Genomic DNA, 13664 nt, shown 5'->3' on the forward strand with positions numbered 1-13664 from the left:
GTCCTGTATTCTTTTCCCGTCGCACGGCACCGGGGTGATCCGGGGCGCGCGGTGCACGATCCCCTGTAGCTCAATTGGCAGAGCAGCCGGCTGTTAACCGGCAGGTTATTGGTTCGAGTCCAATCGGGGGAGCTTCTCCACCCAACGCCCGTCGGCCTGATGCCGGCGGGCGTTCTCTTCGTACCACCCTTCGCCCTCTCCGCCTGTGCGCAGGGGTCGGCGTTCGAGACAGCAACTTCGGGGATGTTGCTGCCTCCCGCGTGCCTGAGGCAGCAACATCCCCGAAGTTGCGCCGATCTTGGTGCGGGGTGCGGGGCGGAATGAGGGGTTTGGCCCGCTAGGGGCCTCCGTGGCCGGCAGGATGGTCGATGTCGACTGAGGCTTTCGCTGCGTCGATTGATGCGTCGACCCCTGGGGTGAGTGCGGATGTCCGGACGTGGCGGCAGGGCCACGCTGATCGCGGTGGCGGTCGTGCTGGCCTGGCTGGTGATCGGCGGCGTGGCCGGGCCGTACGCCGGGCGGCTCAGCGAGGTCGCCACCAACGACAACGCCGCCTTCCTGCCCGCCGACGCCGAGGCGACCCGCGCCCAGGACCTCACCGGCGACTTCGTCGACAGGCAGACCATTCCGGCGCTTGTCGTCTACGAACGGCCGACCGGGATCACCGACGCCGACCGGCAGCGGGTCAGCGCCGACGCCGCCCGGTTCGCCCAGGTGCCCGGCGTGCTCACCCCATTGCCCCCACCCATCCCGAGCCAGGACGGCCAGGCCCTCCAGGTCGTCGTACCGGTGGACGACGCCGAGGGGGAGGAGATCGGCTCGGTCGTCGACCAGCTCCGCGACATCACCGGCGGGGACCGGGACGGGCTCACCGTGGACGTCTCCGGGCCCGCCGGCCTCCTCGCCGACCTGATCAAGGTCTTCTCCGCCATCGACGGGCCACTGCTGCTGGTCACCCTGGTGGTGGTGCTGATCATCCTGTTGGTGGTCTACCGCAGCCCGGTGCTCTGGGTCTTTCCGCTGCTCGCCGCCGGCATGTCGTACGCCCTGGCCTCGGTCTTCGTCTACCTGCTCGCCGACGCCGACGTGGTGAAGCTCAACGGGCAGGCGCAGGGCATCCTCACCGTGCTGGTCTTCGGTGCCGGCACCGACTACGCGCTGCTGCTGATCGCCCGCTACCGGGAGGAGTTGCACCGCCACGCCCGACCGTGGGACGCCATGCGGACCGCGTGGAAGGGCGCCGCGCCCGCCATCATCGCCTCCGGCGGTACCGTCATCGTCAGCCTGCTCTGCCTGCTGCTGTCGAGCCTCAACTCCAACCGGGCGCTCGGCCCGGTCGCCGCCATCGGCATCGCCGCCACCCTGTTGGTGATGCTCACCTTCCTGCCCGCGCTGCTGGTGCTCGGCGGCCGGTGGGCGTTCTGGCCGCGACGGCCCCGGGAGGACCAGGCCGACCCGCGCGCCGAGCACGGCATCTGGAGCCGCGTCGCCGGCTTCGTGGCCCGCCACGCCCGACCGATCTGGCTGAGCACCGCAGTCGTGCTCGCCGTCCTCACGTTGGGGCTCACCCAGCTCGGTGCCACCACGCTCGGGCAGTCCGACCTGTTCACCCAGCGCACCGACTCGGTGGACGGACAGGAGGTGATCTCCCGGCACTTCCCGGCCGGCACGGGCAGCCCCGCCACCATCTTCACCACCGAGCGGACCGCCCGGCAGGTCGCCCAGGTGGCGCAGGGCGTACCCGGCGTCGCCGACGTCCGCCCCCGCACCGCCGGCCCACAGACCGGCCCACCCAACCCGAACGCCGCCCCCAAGGTCGTCGACGGACGGGTGCAACTGGAGGCCACCCTGGCCGACCCACCCGACAGCGACGGGGCCGAGCGGACCATCCGGGAGCTGCGGGTGGCCGTACACCAGGTGCCCGGCGCGGACGCGGTGGTCGGCGGCTTCACGGCGATCAACGTGGACACCTCCGACGCCGCGAAGCGCGACCAGAACGTCATCATCCCGGTGGTGCTGGTGGTCATCGCGGTCATCCTGGCCCTGCTGCTGCGAGCGCTGCTCGCCCCGCTGCTGCTGATCGGCACCGTGCTGCTCAGTTTCGCGGCCACCCTCGGCCTCTGCGCGCTGCTGTTCCGGCACGTGTTCGACTTCCCCGGGGTGGACTCGTCGTTCCCGCTGTTCGCGTTCGTCTTCCTGGTCGCCCTCGGCATCGACTACAACATCTTCCTGATGAGCCGGGTCCGGGAGGAGTCGCTCAAGCGCGGCACCCGCGCCGGGGTGCTGGCCGGTCTCGCCGTCACCGGCGGCGTGATCACCTCCGCCGGCATCGTGCTCGCCGCGACCTTCTCCGCCCTCGCCGTCCTGCCGCTGGTGATCCTCGTCGAGTTGGGTACGGCGGTCGCGATCGGGGTACTGATCGACACGATCATCGTCCGGTCGCTGCTGGTGCCCGCGCTCGCGTACGACATCGGGCCGAAGATCTGGTGGCCGGGCCGGTTGTCCCGGACGAACGGTGAGCGGGAGGCGCGCGATGCTGGCTGAGACGGACGTGGTCATCGTCGGCGGTGGCCTCGCCGGCCTCGCCGCCGCCCGCCGGCTGCACCGCGCCGGCGTGCCCTGGCGGCTGCTGGAGGCCAGCGGCCGACTCGGCGGCCGGGTCGCCACCGACGTCGTCGACGGCTACCTCATCGACCGGGGCTTCCAGGTGCTCAACACCGCCTACCCGCAGCTCGGCACGCTGCTCGACACCGATCGGCTGCACCTCGGGTACTTCACCTCCGGCGTGCTGGTGCGCAAGGGCGACGACCTGCTGCGGCTGGTCAACCCGGTGCGGGAGCCGACCGGCGCCCCCGGCACCGCGCTCGCCGGAATCGGCACCCTGCTCGACCGGCTGCGCTTCGCCGCGCTCGCGACCGGCTGCGCCACCCTGCCGGTGTCCCGGCTGCTCAGCGCCCCGGAGACCAGCGCCGAGACGGCGCTGCGCCGGGCGGGCCTGTCCGACGCGATCATCGAGGAACTGTTGCGGCCGTTCCTGTCCGGTGTGTTCATCGACCGGGAGCTGGCCACCTCCAGCCACGTCCTCGCGATGGTGTTGCGCTCCTTCGCCCGCGGCCGCATCGGCCTGCCCGCCGAGGGCATGGCCGCGCTGCCCAGGGCCATCGCCGACCCGCTCCCCGCCGACCTGCTCGACCTGGACACCCCGGTCGCGCAGGTCGCGCCCGGCCGGGTCGGCACCCAGGCCGGCGACATCACCTGCCGGGCCGTCGTGGTCGCCGTCGACCCGCCCGCCGCGCCCGCGCTGCTGCCGGCCCTGGCGACGGTACGCATGCACAGCTACACCACCTACTACCACAGCGCACCGGAACCGCCGCTCACCGAACCGATCCTGCTCGTCGACGGCGACCGACGGGAGATCGTGGCGAACACGGTGGTGCTCAGCAACGCCGCGCCGACGTACGCGCCCGCCGGGCGGCACCTCGTGGCCACCTCGGTGGTCGGCCCGACCGCGCCACCCGAGCCGGCCATCCGGGCCGAGTTGACCCGGCTGTACGGCCGATCCACCGCCGACTGGACCCACCTCACCACCGTGGCCGTGCCGCAGGCGCTGCCCGCCGCACCGCCACCGCAGGGACGGCTGCGCAAGCCCGTGTCGTTGGGGGAGGGCCTCTTCGTGGCCGGTGACCACCGGGACAGCCCATCGATCCAGGGCGCTCTCGCCAGCGGCTGGCGCACGGCCGGCGCGGTGCTCGAGGAGCTGCGCGCCGGCTGACCGGCGTACCCGAGCACGCTGTTATATTCCTGTAGCCCATCGTGCTGGCGCAGGCGTGGGCACCGGCCGGCACGGTGCTGGCTGCTGATCGCCGAGCGGGATAAGATCCGGCGCGGTGTTTCGGGGCGGTAGCTCAGCCGGTTAGAGCAGGGGACTCATAATCCCTCGGTCGCGGGTTCGAGTCCCGCCCGCCCCACCACGCACTCACATGACGACTGAGTGCATGTCCCCGGTCTTGGCGTGGCTGGGTGATGTGGCTGGGAGAGCCGCCCGCAAGCCGTGCTGGTTGACTACTGGCATGGCGGACAGGCGTGATGACTTGTCAGCGCGGCTGGCGCGGGTGGCGTCGAAGTTGGCGGTCACGGCGTCGTTGCCCGGCGAGCCGGTCATGTTCGGTGCCGATTCCCACCGTTTCCGGATCGGGCCAGTGCTGTCGGAAGATGCGGTCGTCGGCTTCGAGAAGCGTCACGGGGTTACGCTGCCGCCCGACTATCGCGGCTTCATCACCACGGTCGGGCATGGAGGACCCGGCCAGTTCGGTGGAGCCGGGCCTTTCTATGGCCTGTTCTCCATCGAGGACTGGGAGTGGGCGCTGCTGGGCGACCCCGACGTCACCATGTTGGCCAGGCCGTTCCCGGCCGAGCCCGGCCGGGTGTACGACGATTGGCTGGTTGAGGCGGCGCCGGGCGAAGACGACGAGCCGTACCGCGGAACGTTGGCGCTCAGCCATCAGGGCTGCGGCGACCTGTCACTTCTCGTCCTCGGCGGCCCTGCCCGGGGGCGGGTTGTCGAAACCTGCCCGGGTAAGCAGGGGCCGCGCTTCACTGAGGATCCAGACTTCCTTTCCTGGTACGAAAGATGGCTGAACGCCGTTCTGGCCGGCGAGCGACACTTCTGCTGAGCAGCCCGTCGATTCCGGCCGTCGGCGCACACCATCTGATTGGAGAGCTTCCTGTCCGCCAAGTGCGCTGCGGCTCACTCTCCTGCCGCGTGCGCCCCGGTCGCCGACCGTGAGGGCCTGCGCGGCCCGTCTTGAGGATCATGTCGGGCATCAGGTGGGACGCGAGTGTCAAGCATCTCCCGTGACGGGACACGGGTCCGCCGTCACAGACTGCCGAATTCCGCTCTATTAGATCAAGGCGGCCCGCAAGCGGGCCGCGCCGGTCGCGCTCGGCCTGCTGGCGGCGCAAGCGCCGGCATCGGCCGGCGCGCCGGCCGATTGCAGACTGCGCCAAGGACCGGAACCGATGCCTCCGGCGGGGATCTTCGACGGAGATGGGCTTGAGGCAGAGGAGGGGCTTACGTGGTCGCAGCACGGCGGCCGGACCGCTGACGGCAAACCTAGAGTGATCGGATGCGATTGATTCGGGGGATGGCGGTCACCCTGGCCGTCGGTGCGGCGTTGGGCGCCGCCGCGGCTGTGGTTAACAGTGTGCCGCTGCTGCTGGGTGAGGGTGGCATAGCCCGTGCGGACCGGGGCACCTGGTCGCAGACGGCGGAGTTCGCCAGCCTGATCCTCGACTCGGGTTGGGCGTGGGCAGCGATGGCTGTGGCCGTGGGTTGGCTGGTGAGTAGGGATCTCCGACCGGTGGTGGGGGTGCTCGCCGGGGCGGTGGCGGGATGCGTCGCGCTCATCGACGCCACGATCGTCTACGACGCCGTGCCCATGCTCTTCCCGTTCCATCAAGGCCTCGGGTGGGGGCAGATGCCATTCTGGTTGGTCGCAAGCCTGGTGTTGGGAATGCCACTCGGGGCGATTGGGGCCACCATCCGCCGTCCCGACCCGGTCGGGATGCTCGCGGCACTCGTCGCTCCCGTCGGTGCGGCCGTCAATATGGTCGTGCTGCCACCGCCAGTGGAGAGCCCGGTGGCGGATGCGGCCAGGCTGACCGTCTGGGTCGCCGCCGCGATGGCCACCGTCTTGGTCCTGGTGTTTGCCGTCCGTGCCCGGCGGAGGGGTGCTCGCGACTCTGGCGCAGTCGCGGCGGCCGGGGCACTGGACGACAACGTTGGTGGGGTCGTCGGTAGGTCGTAGCCCAGTGCAAGAGCGAGGCGACCGGGAAATGTGACCCGGTGTCGCCTGCGACTCTCGCCGGCAGTTCGCATCCAGTCCGCAAGAGGCCGACGGACGGCGGGGGAGTGGTGAGAGATGTCGAGAGGTGTTTCCGCTGGTAGAAACCCACGATGCCAGTTCACCGGATCGCCCATCTTGATCTCATGATCCCTCGGTCGCGGGTTCGAGTCCCGCCCGCCCCACCACGCAGTTCCCCTGGTCAGCCATGCTGCCGACGACCCCAGGCGAACCGCGTCGAGCAGCCCGTGCGGCTCTGCCGCACCCGACGGGCTCGCCGGACGTCCTAGCTGGGATTGTTCCGTAGCTGCTCGTGGAGCTGGCCGACGGTATTGACCACCGCGACGAAGTCGAACGCCTCAATTCGATCGACGTCGAAACTGCCCGTGACGATCGGCGGTGGCGCGTAGGCGTAGATCTGGCTGGCGTGCAGGTGAAGCCCGCGCCGGTGGTATGCGGCCATGGCGAGGGGGCCCAGGAGGAACCTGTCCTGGCCACCCTCGGTGTCCAATTCGGCGGTCAGGTCGGCGCCTGAGTCCCACCCCCGTACGAGCTGCCCTTCGAAGGTGTTGAGGAACCACCACGACCCGTCGGCAGACTCAAGGAACACGTCGCCGAACAGTGAGGTGAACCGCGGAGCCTTGCCGGCGAGATCCAGCCAGGCCCATGACTCCAACGCCCGAGCGTATTGCTGCTCACTGAACTGCTTGGTCAGCTCCACCGCGCCATTGGATCATGAGGCCGCTCGGGTTGCCATCAGCCGTGGCGGCAGCGAACTGGGCCAGGTCGCGCAGCCGCAGCGACGACCGTCAGTAGCAGTCTTCAGGTCTCGCCAGGACAGTGCCTGAGCTACCCCCGGTAGCTCGGAGGACGATCTGCTGGGCTGCTTGGGCGGGCGTGAGGTGCGTGGTGTCGACGACCTCGGCCTCGGCATGCAGCCACGTGCGGGCCGCCTCGGCGTAGGGCTCAAGGTAGGTGAGGCGGAACGGGGAGGGGACGGGGTGTTCCCCCTCGATACGCCTGCGGAGGGTGTCCTGGTCAGCGTGGAGGACGAAGTGCCTTACCGGTACGGCGTGCTGGGCGAGGCCCCCGCTGATTTCGCGCCAGTACTGCTCCACCAGGACGGTCATCGGCATCACCAGCGTGCCGCCGGTGTAGTCGAGCACGCGGCGGGCGGTCTCGACGACGAGCTGCCGCCACGGCGGCCAGTGCTGGAAGTTGTCCGTCTCGGGCAGCCCCGGCCTGATGTCCATGAGTGTCTCGCCGACCTTCTCGGCGTCGAATACCCGTGAATCCGGGATCAGTTGCTGCACGAGCGCACTGGTCGTCGTCTTGCCCACGCCGTGGGTGCCGTTGAGCCATACGATCACGGGGCACATTAACGCGGGCGGGCGAGGGCGACGACGACTGTCGCCACATACCGCACCGCGACGACAGCCGTCCAGAGCGTCGCGGCGGACACCCGATCGGCGACTTCAGCGAGGCTCGGCTGTCTGTTGATACTCCGCCTAGGGGCGAGCCTGATCCCGGCCGCCGCCCGGGCCTCGGCTGCCTCCGGACTGGTGCCGCTCGCTGACATCCCGAGGACCGAAGAAAAGATCGAATGAGTACGCGACCACGTCGATCCCGACGCCGGCCATGGTTCGCACTGGGTGTCGTCGGGGTTGAGCACCGTCCCGCCGGATGTCCATGATCGGATGCACTGTCATCAACACGAGCGCGCAGTCCCGAGGTTGGTCAGGGCGGCGGGGTACCGTGATGAATGCGAAGATCTTCCAGATGAAGCCAGCCAGGAATCCGTGGTGGCAGACAACAAAGACGCCGAAGCAGGCTTTCGTCAGGGGAGGCGTCTGGCTCTTCCTGGCCATTGGGTGGATGGTCGTGGCCATTGGAGACCCCACGCCATGGCGTTGGGCATTTGCTGCACTGTGGGCGGTCGTCGGGGTGGGTTACCTGGTGTCGGCCGTGTTGCTTTGGCGACGGCAGCGCGACTCAGGATAGGGCAGGGCCAGAAGCCGCGGTTCTTCACTACCGCGTCAATCCGATGGTCGCGGCCAGCCGAGCCACGTCGGCCGCACCGGGTCCGGCGCCGAACACGGCGGTCAGCGCTGCACGGCAGCGGGTGCGCGACCGGCGTGTCCAGGTCGATGTCCGCGACTCCAAGTCGCCCGATGCCGGGATGCTGAGCTTCGCGCCCGCCGCCTGGGACGCGTTCGTCGGCACGATCAAGGGGAACGTCTGCCGCCCCTGACCCACCGGGACGGTGGCGTGGTTCAGGGCATGCGGGTCACGGTTCCCTCTCCTTGATCCTCACCTGCCGCCACAGGAAGAACAAGACTGTTTCTTCGTCCGCGATGTCGGCAGTCTTTCGTGGCATGGGCGCTGACAACCAAGCTGTAGATCTCGCTCGCCGTCTGTCTCATGTGCGGTGGCTCGGCGGGGGCACCGGGTCAGGCAAGAGCACTCTCGCCCATGCCTGGCCGCGCGCTACGACGTGCTGATCTACGACGGCGACCGCGCGGAGCGCAGCTACGTCAGCCGGTGCACCGCGCACGAGCAGCCGTACCTCTGGGCGTTGCTGCACGCAACGCCCGCGCGGAATTGGAACAGCCGTAGCGCCCAGGAGATCTTCGAGTCGATGCCGAGCCTGCACGGGGAGACGTTCGGGTTCGTGGTCGACGACCTGCTCGCGATGCCCGCTGAGCGTCCGGTCGTGGTCGACGACTTCCGTACGCTGCCCGGCGAGGTCGCTCCGCTGCTGACCTGGCCGGAGCAGGCGGCCTTCCTGCTGCCCACGCCGCGCTTTCGGGATCGGGCACTGCGGTTCCGGTTCGCCGACGCCAGGAGAGCCCACGCGAACTGGGGAGACAGCGACCACAGCGAGGCGCTCGCGCTGCGACTGGGTCGCGACGAGCTGTGGGACGCCGAAGTCCGCCGCCACGCCGTCGAGTTGCACCTGCCGGTGGTGTCCGTCGACGGTTCGCGTGACGTCGACGACCTTGTCGACGACCTCGCAGTCCGGTTTCGGCTGGGCCACCGCCTGGCCGTGCCGCGCGGGACTCCGGCGTCCGCAACTGCTCACGAAGCGTCGTAGGCCGCCAGGCACACTTCGAAGGCGGCCAGGAAATCCAGCAACCGACGCCGCGCGGCGTCGTCGGGCGTGCGGTGGTTCAAGAATGTGGACGTGACGAGTTGGGAGCGGTCCTCGACCACCTCGATCAGCTCGACAAGGTGAAGCCACGCGTCGGCGACCGTGGCCGAGCCGACGCGACGGCACCACTCCTCGATGTGTGCGGGATCGGTGGAGACGGCGTCGATCCCGCAGCATCCGAGGACACACTCCACCTCGCAGAAGATGATGCAATCGCGCAGGGGCGGCGATATGTCCACCGAAACTTCCCGCATGCCGCCCCCTCGCGTGAGCCTGCCGTGATGGTGCCGGGCAGCCAACCACAGTTGCTGGCATCGACTCAACCCACGGCCGTGACGTGCCTGATCGAGCCACCCTCAGCCGAGGTGCAGCAGCAGGACCTGGTCGTCGCCGAGGTCGGAAATGCTGTCGCGCAACAGCGACAGCCCGTCCAGACCGGCCGTGCCGCTCTCCTCGAAGTCCATCCCCATCTCATCGAAATGGGCGGTCAACTCCTCCGCGCGGTGCCTGCCGGGGTCGAGCTGATCCAGGAACTGCCGGTGGGCTGGCGTGATCAACACGGTGAAACCGAGCACGCTGTTGATGGCATTCGACTCCGCATCGAACTCCGACTGCTGTAGGTCGACCCCGCGCTCCTCCAGATAGGTCAGGACGTACAGCATGCAGTACCCGGACCAGTCGTACTCCTGGCGCGCCGGGCTCCCGTGCTCCGCGAGGTACGAGTGGAGCGACGATGACGATGTGGCGGCCAGGCGGGCCAGCTCGGTGACGCTGTCCCTGGGGACCACGGTCAGTGACGTGATCGCGGACATCAGACCCCCTGTCGTATGCCGGGCAGGCTACCGGGAGGGGGTGACACGCTTCGGACCCCAGGGACGACCCTTATCGGTTCGGTTCAGGAGTCGGAGCCTTCGATGCGGACGGCGATGCCGTCGAGGATCAACTCCAGCCCGAGGGAGAAGTCCGCGTCGGCGATCGTCGCGTCGGGAGTGTCGGACGGTGGCGCCTCGAACAGGGGCGAGGAGAACAGGCGGGCCGTCTCGGGGAAGCGGGCGGGATCGACGAGCCGGGTCAGCGCCCGGCCGTATTCGCGTTCGGCGTCGGCCTGCCCCTGGCCTTCGGCCCTACCCTCGGCGAGTTCGCTGTACTGGCGTACGGACTGGGCCACATAGCCGCTGATCAGGGACAGCGCGCCGATCTTGTGTGCCCAGTCCAGGTGGGTGTGGGACATGATCGCCAGTGCGGCCTCCATCCAGGCGATCTGGTTCGGCCCGGCGGGCGGCCCGGAGGCGGGCACACGCGTCAGCCACGGCCGACGCTGGTACACCGAGCGCTGCGCGAAGGCCCAGCGGCGCAGCCCTTCCCGCCAGTCGCTGGTGTCGAGTCGTGGTGGTGGACCGAGTGCGGCGTTGGCCATGAGGGTGAGCAGTTCGTCCTTGGATCCGACGTGACGGTAGAGCGACATGCTCGTGAAGCCGAGGCTCTCGGCGACCTTGGGGAGCGTCACGCCGCCCAGCCCGTCGCGGTCGGCGATCGTCACCGCCGCGGCGACGACCATGGTGACGTCGAGGGCCGCGGGCCGCCCGAGCCGCGACGACTCTGGCATCCCCCACAGCCGGCGCAGTGGCGCTGGAACGAAGTCCTCGCTGGTCATGGGCTCTCACGTTCGCCCCGGACGGTCACCGCACCATCATGCCAGACGCAATTAGTGTACGTGTGATACTTTCTGCCTGAAACTAAATCAGGCGAGCGGGGGAGACGAACGTGAGCATGCACACCGCGGTGCGGACATCGAGAGGACCGGTGCTGCGCACCGAACGCGCCCTCGCCCCGGACCTGGCCCGAGGAGCGATGCTGCTGATCATCGCCCTGGCCAACGTCGTCGGAGTCGTCTTCGCCGGCGAGCCCGGTCTCGACGCCACCCCCGAGGGCGTCGACCGTGGCCTCAACCTCCTGCTCTTCGAACTTGTCCATGCCCGCGGATATCCGGTCTTCGCCGTGATGTTCGGCTACGGACTCGTCCAGCTCGCCCGCCGCCAGGAGGCCTCCGGTGCCACGCCGAAGCAGGTCCGCTCCGTGCTGTTACGCCGTAATCTCTGGCTCGTCGTGTTCGGTTTCGCGCACGCCGCACTGCTGTACTACGGCGACTTCCTCGGCGCGTACGGGATCGTCGGGATCGCGATGACCCTGCTCCTCCTGCGCCGCAGCGACACGTTCCACCGGATCGCGCTGGTGCTCTGGGCGCTGGCGACAGTCGAGGTGCTGGTCATCGGCGCCATCGTGGTCAGCGCCATCCTCGGCGCCTCGGGCTCGTCGGCGCCGCTGCCGTCGACCCACGTCGACTCCCTCGCCGCGCCCGGGTACGCCGCAGCCGTGCTGGACCGCCTCGGCGAATGGCCGGTGCACACCCTTACCGTCCTGCCCTTCATCATGATCGCCTGGCTGGGCATGTGGGCCGCTCGCCGTCGCGTCCTCGAGGAACCGGCCCGCCACCGGACCCTGCTCACCTGGACCGCCATCCTCGGTCTCGGCCTCGCCATCGCCGGAGGACTCCCGGCCGCCCTGGTCAGTGCCGGATGGCTGCACGTCGACGAGTCGGCCGCCAGTCTGGCGTTGCTGCTCCACGGTGCCAGCGGCATGTTCGCCGGACCCGGCTACGTGGCCGTCTTCGGCCTGATCGCCATGCGAGCCACGCGGTCTGGCCGTGTCGTCGGCGCACTCTCCGCCCTGGGGCAGCGGTCCCTGTCGGGGTATCTCTTCCAGTCCGTGGCCTGGCTCGTCCTTCTGGCACCCTTCACGCTCGCCCTCGGCGACCGTTTCGGCAGCCCCACGGTGACCGGCCTGATCATCGCGGTCGCCGTCTGGCTCGCCACCGTGCTGATGGCCCGTCAGCTCGACAGGCGCGCGCGACCCGGTCCCGCCGAGGTCGTCCTGCGCCGCCTGACCTACCGGCCCCGGACGTGATGTCCGCACCGTGGCCGGGCCGCCGCCGGCGTACGACAATGTGCGGACGTCGGCGCGGTCGATCACGCAGGACAGCCCGACCGCGAAAAACACCGGGGGAGTACGCCGACCTGGCCCAGCAGGAGGTTCACCTGGTGCACGGCACGCGCGGTGAGTTGATCGAGCGCCTCGCTGAGGCGGTCGGGTCGGTCGTGGTCGCCCACCCGACCCGGGTCGCCGTCGACGGACCACCCGCTGCCGGCAAGACCACCCTCGCCGACGAGTTGGCGGTCGCCCTGCGCGAACGGGGCCGCGACGTCATCCGCGCCACGATCGACGATTTCGTCCACCCCCGGGCACAGCGCTATCCGCGCGGCGAGTACTCGGCCGAAGGTTGCTACTACGACACCCACGACTACGACGCCCTGAACCGGGTCCTGCTGGATCCGCTCGGCCCGCGCGGAGATCGACGCTTCCAACACGCGATCTACGACCATGCCGCGGATGCTGTGCTGTCTCCGCCGATCACGACTGCCCCGGCGGCCGCCGTGCTCGTCTTCGACGGCGTCTTCCTCCTGCGCCCGGAACTGATCGATCGGTGGGAGCTGCGCATCTTCGTGTCGACGGCACTGGAGAGGACCGTGGATCGTGCCGTGAGACGCGAGCGCCTGGTGTCACCTCGGGCGGCCGTCGAACGACGCTGGCGCGAGCGTTACATCCCCTCCCAGCAGCTCTACTTCGCCGCGGCTCGCCCGGCCGAGCACGCGGACATCGTCGTACACAACGACGAACCCGAACTGCCGGCCTGGGAGATCGCCAGACGTCTCACGAGCCCCTCCGAACGGCCCGCTGGATCCATCCCGCCCTAGGAGTCGCCGGGACTCTGCTCGCGGGTGCGCCTGATGCTGGCGACCTCACCCCTGATGGGCAGCCAGTAGAAGGGGATGAACGCGGTGACCACGACGAGGCCGACGACCGGATGGAGAGCGCCCAGCGCGGTTCCGGCGGCGATCCAGACGGGCGCGGGACGGAACCGTCTGCTGATCGCCCAGGCGGTGTCGTTGTCGGTGGTGGAGGTGAGCAGCCGCCGGCCAGACCTGGCGTACTCCCAGATCACGTTGAAGAGGAGGGCGGCCACCTCGTAGGTGGCCCCGTAGAAGATGAGTGCCGTTCGCTTGCCCTCGCCGGACTCGAACGCGTGGGCCAGGAGGGACGAGGCGAACGGCAGGAACGCGATCACCATCAGCAGCAGGGTGTTGAGCAGGAGCAGCATGCGGTCGGCGGAGCGGATGTGATCGAACATGACGTGGTGATTCACCCACATCTGCCCGATCAGCAGGAACGTGATCGCATAGGCCACGTAGGAGGGCCACAGCTCGATGAGGCCGCGAAGGAGGTGCGCAAAGTCCTCCGGCGGGCGGATCTCCAGGACGAGCAGGGTAACGGCGATGGCAATGACCGCGTCGCTGAACGAGATGACCCGCTTCGGATCTCGCTCGGCGCCGATCGGGTTGCTGGACCTGGTCGGGTCCTTCCTGGAGGCGCGGCGAGCCGCGCGAAACCAGCGCATGAGCCTCCCCCAACTTTCCGGTGCCGCCGGTTTCCCACCGCCGCGCGAGCCAAACCGCCGGGAAACCGCCTGCCGTCGGGGTCCGGCCTCCGAGTCGCGCTGCGGCCCGGCCGGGAGGCGAGTGCCCATGGCACCGGCGTCCGCACCGCGGGGCACC

The 13664-nt window shown here is 69.5% G+C and carries 14 protein-coding genes and 2 tRNA genes; 10 read left to right on the plus strand and 6 right to left on the minus strand.

Annotated features, from left to right (window positions below; all coding sequences use genetic code 11):
- The first annotated feature begins 59 nt into the window (after positions 1-59).
- The 6 genes from AB0O48_RS24635 (at position 60) to AB0O48_RS24660 (ending at position 5807) form a co-directional block, all read left to right on the plus strand.
- A tRNA-Asn gene (locus AB0O48_RS24635) sits at positions 60-132 on the plus strand.
- A 294-nt stretch (positions 133-426) separates the two neighbouring features.
- Positions 427-2544 carry an MMPL family transporter gene (locus AB0O48_RS24640; RefSeq protein ID WP_365068567.1) on the plus strand — a complete coding sequence of 706 codons (2118 nt, stop codon included), beginning with the start codon at positions 427-429 and terminating at the stop codon, positions 2542-2544.
- Positions 2534-3772 (plus strand): NAD(P)/FAD-dependent oxidoreductase, encoded by a 1239-nt coding sequence (locus tag AB0O48_RS24645; RefSeq protein WP_365068569.1) that lies wholly within the window; start codon positions 2534-2536, stop codon positions 3770-3772. The genes AB0O48_RS24640 and AB0O48_RS24645 overlap by 11 nt, the downstream gene beginning before the upstream one ends.
- A 122-nt stretch (positions 3773-3894) precedes the next feature.
- Positions 3895-3971, plus strand: a tRNA-Ile gene (locus AB0O48_RS24650).
- 99 nt (positions 3972-4070) lie between these two features.
- The gene (locus tag AB0O48_RS24655) at positions 4071-4673 is read left to right on the plus strand and encodes an SMI1/KNR4 family protein (protein ID WP_365068571.1); all 603 of its coding nucleotides are present in this window, start codon (positions 4071-4073) and stop codon (positions 4671-4673) included.
- Positions 4674-5126: 453 nt separating this feature from the next.
- On the plus strand, positions 5127-5807 hold the full coding sequence (locus AB0O48_RS24660) for a hypothetical protein (RefSeq protein ID WP_365068573.1): 681 nt from the start codon (positions 5127-5129) through the stop codon (positions 5805-5807).
- Positions 5808-6129: 322 nt separating this feature from the next.
- On the opposite strand, the gene AB0O48_RS24665 is transcribed toward AB0O48_RS24660, so the two are convergent.
- Together AB0O48_RS24665 and AB0O48_RS24670 are read right to left on the minus strand one after the other, a co-directional pair.
- A complete protein-coding gene (locus tag AB0O48_RS24665) occupies positions 6130-6564 on the minus strand; it encodes a hypothetical protein (RefSeq protein WP_365068575.1) in 435 nt (144 codons plus the stop codon).
- Positions 6565-6652: 88 nt separating this feature from the next.
- Entirely contained in the window at positions 6653-7213 is a 561-nt protein-coding gene (locus AB0O48_RS24670; RefSeq protein ID WP_357244714.1) for an AAA family ATPase, read from the minus strand.
- Between the two features lie 674 nt (positions 7214-7887).
- Between AB0O48_RS24670 and AB0O48_RS24675 the strand changes: the two genes are divergently transcribed.
- Together AB0O48_RS24675 and AB0O48_RS24680 are read left to right on the plus strand one after the other, a co-directional pair.
- Positions 7888-8094: a DUF397 domain-containing protein gene (locus AB0O48_RS24675; RefSeq protein WP_365068578.1), complete on the plus strand. Its 207-nt coding sequence runs from the start codon at positions 7888-7890 to the stop codon at positions 8092-8094.
- 243 nt (positions 8095-8337) lie between these two features.
- The gene (locus AB0O48_RS24680) at positions 8338-8937 is read left to right on the plus strand and encodes a hypothetical protein (RefSeq protein ID WP_365068580.1); all 600 of its coding nucleotides are present in this window, start codon (positions 8338-8340) and stop codon (positions 8935-8937) included.
- Here the strand turns inward: AB0O48_RS24680 and AB0O48_RS24685 are convergent.
- The 3 genes from AB0O48_RS24685 to AB0O48_RS24695 all read right to left on the minus strand — a co-directional run bounded on the left by AB0O48_RS24685 (position 8922) and on the right by AB0O48_RS24695 (position 10648).
- Positions 8922-9293 carry a DUF6331 family protein gene (locus AB0O48_RS24685; RefSeq protein ID WP_365068582.1) on the minus strand — a complete coding sequence of 124 codons (372 nt, stop codon included), beginning with the start codon at positions 9291-9293 and terminating at the stop codon, positions 8922-8924. The genes AB0O48_RS24680 and AB0O48_RS24685 overlap by 16 nt on opposite strands.
- Before the next feature lie 57 nt (positions 9294-9350).
- The gene (locus AB0O48_RS24690) at positions 9351-9806 is read right to left on the minus strand and encodes a hypothetical protein (RefSeq protein WP_365068584.1); all 456 of its coding nucleotides are present in this window, start codon (positions 9804-9806) and stop codon (positions 9351-9353) included.
- Between the two features lie 83 nt (positions 9807-9889).
- Positions 9890-10648, minus strand: a complete 759-nt coding sequence (locus AB0O48_RS24695; protein WP_357244734.1) for a TetR/AcrR family transcriptional regulator — start codon at positions 10646-10648, stop codon at positions 9890-9892.
- Between the two features lie 116 nt (positions 10649-10764).
- On the opposite strand from AB0O48_RS24695, the gene AB0O48_RS24700 reads away from it, so the two are divergent.
- The gene (locus tag AB0O48_RS24700) at positions 10765-11958 is read left to right on the plus strand and encodes a DUF418 domain-containing protein (protein WP_357245187.1); all 1194 of its coding nucleotides are present in this window, start codon (positions 10765-10767) and stop codon (positions 11956-11958) included.
- Between the two features lie 131 nt (positions 11959-12089).
- Positions 12090-12806 (plus strand): uridylate kinase, encoded by a 717-nt coding sequence (locus tag AB0O48_RS24705; RefSeq protein WP_365068771.1) that lies wholly within the window; start codon positions 12090-12092, stop codon positions 12804-12806.
- On the opposite strand, the gene AB0O48_RS24710 is transcribed toward AB0O48_RS24705, so the two are convergent.
- Complete coding sequence (locus tag AB0O48_RS24710) at positions 12803-13507, minus strand: TMEM175 family protein (RefSeq protein ID WP_365068589.1); 705 nt, start codon at positions 13505-13507, stop codon at positions 12803-12805. The genes AB0O48_RS24705 and AB0O48_RS24710 overlap by 4 nt on opposite strands.
- Positions 13508-13664 lie beyond the last annotated feature (157 nt).

The sequence above is a fragment of the Micromonospora sp. NPDC085948 genome, from assembly GCF_040686315.1.
In the GTDB taxonomy this organism is placed as follows: Bacteria; Actinomycetota; Actinomycetes; order Mycobacteriales; family Micromonosporaceae; genus Micromonospora.

Coding starts and splice junctions, on each gene's coding strand:
- AB0O48_RS24640 (WP_365068567.1), top strand. CDS start 427: ATGTCCGGACGTGGCGGCAGGGCCACGCTGATCGCGGTGGCGGTCGTG.
- AB0O48_RS24645 (WP_365068569.1), top strand. CDS start 2,534: ATGCTGGCTGAGACGGACGTGGTCATCGTCGGCGGTGGCCTCGCCGGC.
- AB0O48_RS24655 (WP_365068571.1), top strand. CDS start 4,071: ATGGCGGACAGGCGTGATGACTTGTCAGCGCGGCTGGCGCGGGTGGCG.
- AB0O48_RS24660 (WP_365068573.1), top strand. CDS start 5,127: ATGCGATTGATTCGGGGGATGGCGGTCACCCTGGCCGTCGGTGCGGCG.
- AB0O48_RS24675 (WP_365068578.1), top strand. CDS start 7,888: ATGGTCGCGGCCAGCCGAGCCACGTCGGCCGCACCGGGTCCGGCGCCG.
- AB0O48_RS24690 (WP_365068584.1), bottom strand. CDS start 9,806: ATGTCCGCGATCACGTCACTGACCGTGGTCCCCAGGGACAGCGTCACC.
- AB0O48_RS24695 (WP_357244734.1), bottom strand. CDS start 10,648: ATGACCAGCGAGGACTTCGTTCCAGCGCCACTGCGCCGGCTGTGGGGG.
- AB0O48_RS24700 (WP_357245187.1), top strand. CDS start 10,765: ATGCACACCGCGGTGCGGACATCGAGAGGACCGGTGCTGCGCACCGAA.
- AB0O48_RS24710 (WP_365068589.1), bottom strand. CDS start 13,507: ATGCGCTGGTTTCGCGCGGCTCGCCGCGCCTCCAGGAAGGACCCGACC.